The organism is Pseudomonas sp. GXM4 (genome assembly GCF_008923895.1).
GTDB classification, from domain to species: Bacteria; Pseudomonadota; Gammaproteobacteria; order Pseudomonadales; family Pseudomonadaceae; genus Aquipseudomonas; species Aquipseudomonas atacamensis.
On sequence record NZ_WBRZ01000358.1, the window covers coordinates 1 to 4,578 of the forward strand.

The 4,578-nt window shown below is 61.8% G+C and carries 6 protein-coding genes; 2 read left to right on the forward strand and 4 right to left on the reverse strand.

Features of this window, described 5'->3' with window-relative positions:
- Positions 1-109 precede the first annotated feature (109 nt).
- Both F8N49_RS25765 and F8N49_RS25770 read left to right on the forward strand, forming a co-directional pair.
- Complete coding sequence (locus F8N49_RS25765; RefSeq protein ID WP_071173204.1) at positions 110-1,576, forward strand: cytosine permease; 1,467 nt, start codon at positions 110-112, stop codon at positions 1,574-1,576.
- The gene (locus F8N49_RS25770; protein ID WP_071173203.1) at positions 1,569-2,498 is read left to right on the forward strand and encodes a PfkB family carbohydrate kinase; all 930 of its coding nucleotides are present in this window, start codon (positions 1,569-1,571) and stop codon (positions 2,496-2,498) included. The genes F8N49_RS25765 and F8N49_RS25770 overlap by 8 nt, the downstream gene beginning before the upstream one ends.
- A 145-nt stretch (positions 2,499-2,643) precedes the next feature.
- On the opposite strand, the gene F8N49_RS25780 is transcribed toward F8N49_RS25770, so the two are convergent.
- The 4 genes from F8N49_RS25780 to F8N49_RS25795 all read right to left on the reverse strand — a co-directional run bounded on the left by F8N49_RS25780 (position 2,644) and on the right by F8N49_RS25795 (position 4,494).
- The gene (locus tag F8N49_RS25780; RefSeq protein WP_071173202.1) at positions 2,644-3,024 is read right to left on the reverse strand and encodes a Rho termination factor N-terminal domain-containing protein; all 381 of its coding nucleotides are present in this window, start codon (positions 3,022-3,024) and stop codon (positions 2,644-2,646) included.
- 61 nt (positions 3,025-3,085) lie between these two features.
- Positions 3,086-3,343, reverse strand: coding sequence for a hypothetical protein (locus F8N49_RS25785; protein ID WP_024013907.1), 258 nt, complete (start codon positions 3,341-3,343; stop codon positions 3,086-3,088).
- Positions 3,344-3,387: 44 nt separating this feature from the next.
- Complete coding sequence (locus F8N49_RS25790) at positions 3,388-3,732, reverse strand: hypothetical protein (RefSeq protein WP_071173201.1); 345 nt, start codon at positions 3,730-3,732, stop codon at positions 3,388-3,390.
- A 108-nt stretch (positions 3,733-3,840) separates the two neighbouring features.
- Entirely contained in the window at positions 3,841-4,494 is a 654-nt protein-coding gene (locus F8N49_RS25795) for an HD domain-containing protein (RefSeq protein WP_071173200.1), read from the reverse strand.
- Positions 4,495-4,578: the final 84 nt, after the last annotated feature.

Below are 4,578 nucleotides of genomic sequence, written 5' to 3' on the forward strand. Positions count from 1 at the left end.
TCGAATACTTAACCCGAAATGGATCGCACAGACAGGCCTCGGAAGGCCGGTTGTCTTGTCGTTTTACATCATTGCCACAACCACAAAAAAGGCAAACAGGAGCATCTTCATGAGTTCATCAACCGCCGGGCAAAGCGTCGGGCAACTGGAAACCCGGGGCATCGAGCCGGTGCCGGAAGCCGAGTGCAACGGTCATCCGCTGCAGCTGTTCTGGGTCTGGTTTGCGGCGAATATTTCCATCCTCGGCCTGCCGCTGGGCGCCACGCTGGTGGCGTTTCGCGGGCTGGCGATCTGGCAGGCGATCATCGTCGCCATCCTCGGCGCCGCCGGTTCGTTTGCCGTGGTCGGGATCATTTCGATTGCCGGGCGTCGTGGCCGCGCGCCGAGTCTGACGCTGTCGCGGGCAATCTTCGGCGTACGCGGCAACATCGGCCCGACGCTGGTTTCGCTGATGTCTCGTCTGGGTTGGGAAACCGTTAATACCACCACCGCTGCCTTCGTGCTGCTGTCGCTGTGTTCGATCCTGTTCGGCTCGCCGGTCGAGGCGAAAAGTGCGCCGGTCCTGACGCTGATCTTTATCGCCATCTTCGTCCTGCTGACCTTGTCGGTGTCCGGCCTCGGCCACGCGACCCTGCTGGTGATCCAGAAGTGGGCGACGTACGTGTTCGGTGCGCTGAACATTCTCGTCGGTGGTTTTCTCTGCGCGACGATCGACTGGAGCGCGGTATTCAACGCCACGCCAGCACCGCTGAGCGCAATGATCATCGGCATCGGCACCATGGCCGCCGGCACTGGTATCGGCTGGGCCAATGCCGGTGCCGACATGTCGCGCTATCAGCACCGCAGCGTCAAGGCTGTGCGCCTGGTGGCGTCGGCGGCGTTCGGCGCAGGGATTCCGCTGGTGCTGCTGATCACTCTCGGCGGCTTGTTGTCGGTGGGCAACAATGATCTGGCGTCGGCGACTGATCCGATCGTGGCGATCCGCGACATGCTGCCGACGTGGATGGCCGTGCCGTACCTGATCACCGCGTTCGGCGGTCTGCTGCTGTCGAACAACCTGTCGGTGTACTCCGCCGGCCTGACCACGCTGACACTGGGCCTGAAGGTCAAACGGGTCTACGCGGTAGTGGTGGATATCGTCGCGATCTTCGTCGGCTCGATCTACTTCATGCTGATCGCCGACAGTTTCTACGGCCCGTTCATCACCTTCATTTCCCTGCTGGCAGTGCCGATCACTGCCTGGGTGGGGATCTTCGTGGTCGACCTGATTCACCGTCACTACTACAGCCCCAAAGACCTGCTCGACGTCAGCACGAGCAGCGCGTACTGGTATCGCGGCGGCATCGAGTGGCGCGCGTTTGGCGCCTGGGCGATCGCCATCGTCCTTGGTTTCAGCTTCACCACCATCGGCACCACGGCAGAAAACGTCTGGTTCAAGGGCTTTCTGTCCGACTCCTGGCTGGGCCACAACGGCCTCGGCTGGATCGTGACCTTCGTCGTCGCCGGTGGCCTTTACCTGATACTGGGCGGCGCGAAAGATCGTCGCGCCGCGCAACCCGAGAATGCTCATGCCTAAGATGTTGCACACCGGCCAGGTCATCATCGACCTGGTCATGGCCGTGGAAAAACTGCCGCAGATTGGCGGCGACGTGCTGGCGCAGTCGGCGGGGTTCGAAGCCGGTGGCGGCTTCAACGTGATGGCCGCTGCGGTGCGTAACGGTCTGCCGGTGGTTTACCTCGGTCGCCATGGCACGGGGCGTTTCGGTGACCTGGCGCGCCAAGCGATGCAGGCGGAAGGTATCGGCATCGGCATCCGCGAACCGGCCGAGCGCGATACCGGTCTGTGCGTGGCGCTGACCGATGCGTCGGCTGAACGCAGTTTCATTTCCTACATCGGCGCTGAAGGCGAGGTGACCGAGGAGGACCTGAACAGCGTGGCTGCCGAGCCCGGCGATTACGTTTATCTCAGCGGTTACAGTCTGCTGCACGAGGGCAAGGCGCAGGCGTTGCTCGACTGGACGCTGGCGCTGCCGGCGGCGGTCAATGTGGTGTTCGACCCGGGGCCGTTGGTGGAGTCACCTGACGCGCCGATGATGCAGGCATTGCTGCCGCGCATCGATGTGTGGACCAGCAACAGCGTCGAGGCGCTGCGGTTTACCGGAGCCGATGAGATTGGTATCGCGATGGATCGCCTCGCGGAACTGCTGCCGGAAAGTGTGCTGATGGTGGTGCGCGACGGGCCGCAGGGTTGCTGGATTCAGCAGCGGGGCGAGCGTCGACAAGTGCCGGGGTTTGTTGTCAAAGCGGTGGACAGCAATGGCGCCGGTGATGCGCATGCCGGGGTGTTTGTTGCTGGATTGGCGCAGGGGCTGGATGCACTGGAAGCGGCACGGCGGGCCAATGCGGCAGCGGCACTGGCGGTGACTCGCTGGGGGCCGGCGACATCGCCGGGGGCGGGTGAGGTGGATGCGTTTATCTGTCAGTCCTGCCGCGACTGACATGAGGCCTTCGCGAGCAAGCTCGCTCCCACATTGGATCTACGTCGTACACAAATCTTCAGTAGGAGCTGCCGAAGGCTGCGATCTTTTGATCTTGAAAAGCAAAAGATCGCAGTCTTCGGCAGCTCCTACAGTGGGTGTCGTTCTAGCTCGCCTTGCGCAACGCCTCAATCAACTCCTGCTTGCGCATCGAAGACCGCCCCGGAATGTTCTTTGCCCGGGCCTCTTTCATCAGGCTATCGACAGTCTGCGTATCCTTCGAAGTCTCGCTGTTGCGTGAATGGCCCTTGCGGCTGGCCACCGCGCGGCGCGATGATTCTTTGCGATCTTCCGACTTGGCACTGGCGGGCTTCTTGCGCCCCGAGCCGCCGGACTTCTCACCGCCACCGGACTGTTTGTTGACCGTCGCCCAAGCGCGCGCCTCAGCCTCATCTTTCGACACGCCCTTTTTCTCATAGCTGTCTTCGATGTGCTCGGCTTTGCGCTTCTGTTCGCTGGTGTATTTGTCTTTGCTTCCACGAGGCATGGGATTTCTCCTCAAGTTGCGGATCCGGCCGCTCGCCGCTGCGACGGCGAGCGGCTTGGCACTACTGCAGATCCAGTTTGCGCGCCGCTTCGACGCCGGCTGAACTGAGCTTGATCGGCAGGTTCAGCGAGTGTTCGCCCGCTTCGCTCAAGGTCACATGACCATGATGAATCAGCCCGCGATCCTGCAGGGCGGCGAGGGCGCTGGCCACGACTTTCTCGCCCCGGTAATTGTCCAGCACCTCCTTGCCCAAGCCGTTGGGATGGGCGTGCAGCAGGCGGGTGAGGACTTCTTTTTCCAGGTCTTTGTCGACGTTCATGGTTACCTCTTCATGGGAGTGAATAGGGCGCTCGCGTCGGCGAACTACTGACCGGCACCTTCGGAACCGGAGCCACCGGTGGTGGTTTTCGAGCCAACACCGGGGCCGGCATTGTCAGGCGCAGTGGCAGGAGAATCAGGCGTGTTCATGCCACCCTGACGCCCCGGATCACTGCCTTGAGTGCGCGGGTCGGTGCCGGTGGCGGGTGGCTGATTGATCAGCGGCACGCCGGAGCCATCGGTGTTCATTCCGGGGGCACTGTTGATGGCGGGCGCGCGTGGCGGGGTCGGATCGGTAGGGCCGGTGCCCGCTGCCGTGGACGAGGCGGCGAACACCGCAGGGCAGAGCAGGGCGCTGAAGACTAAAGCGGTCAACCTTGACGGGATCATAGGGCTTCTCCAGTGATTGGAATCCTTACACTTGGTTGGTCAGCCCTGATGACGGATTGGTGCCTGATGATCGACGAACGGTCTTCGCCGGGGTCATGTGGCTGCTGTTCAGACGATGCCAATTTCCTCCTTGAACTGCTCCATGAAACCCTTCAGTCGTTGATGACGAATGTGCGCCAGGCGCTGACCGGTCACCGTTTGAAAACCGTCGGCCAGATGTAGCAGTTTGGTCTGGAAATGATCGAGGCAAAAACGCGTGTCATCGTACTCACGCTCAAGTGCTTCGGGATCCTGCGAGTCGTACAGCGCCGAGCCCATGCGCCCGGCCACATAAAAGGTTCGGGCAACACCGAGCATGCCCAGCGAGTCGAGGCGATCGGCGTCCTGGACGATTTTCGCTTCGAGCGTGATTGGGGTGATGTTGGCAGAGAAACTGTGGGCTTCGATGGCGTGGGCGACGTTGCTGATTTTCTCGTTGGGCCAGTCCAATTCCTTCAGCACGGACGAAGCTTTGTCCGCTGCCAGACGCGAAGCTTGCGAGCGTAGCGGTGAGTTTTTTTCGACCGATACGCAGTCGTGCAACAGCACCGCTGCGAGCAAAACCTCCAGATCGCCGCCTTCGGTTTCATGCACGGTGCGTGCGTTGTGCCAGACCCGCTGCAAGTGAGCGAGATCGTGGGCGCCATCGTCCGAGGGTTCGAGTGCGTGCCGAATCAGCGCTGATGCCAGTGTTTCCATGGGCGCAAAACAGTTAACGGTCATAAGCATCCTTTCAGAATGTGCGATATCAATTGTGGGAGCGAGCTTGCTCGCGAAGGCGTCCGGTCAGGCGCAACCGATGGCGCC

Excerpts from the sequence above, each read along its gene's own strand:
- F8N49_RS25770 (WP_071173203.1), top strand. The coding sequence starts at position 1,569 with ATGCCTAAGATGTTGCACACCGGCCAGGTCATCATCGACCTGGTCATG.
- F8N49_RS25765 (WP_071173204.1), top strand. The coding sequence starts at position 110 with ATGAGTTCATCAACCGCCGGGCAAAGCGTCGGGCAACTGGAAACCCGG.
- F8N49_RS25790 (WP_071173201.1), bottom strand. The coding sequence starts at position 3,732 with ATGATCCCGTCAAGGTTGACCGCTTTAGTCTTCAGCGCCCTGCTCTGC.
- F8N49_RS25795 (WP_071173200.1), bottom strand. The coding sequence starts at position 4,494 with ATGACCGTTAACTGTTTTGCGCCCATGGAAACACTGGCATCAGCGCTG.
- F8N49_RS25780 (WP_071173202.1), bottom strand. The coding sequence starts at position 3,024 with ATGCCTCGTGGAAGCAAAGACAAATACACCAGCGAACAGAAGCGCAAA.
- F8N49_RS25785 (WP_024013907.1), bottom strand. The coding sequence starts at position 3,343 with ATGAACGTCGACAAAGACCTGGAAAAAGAAGTCCTCACCCGCCTGCTG.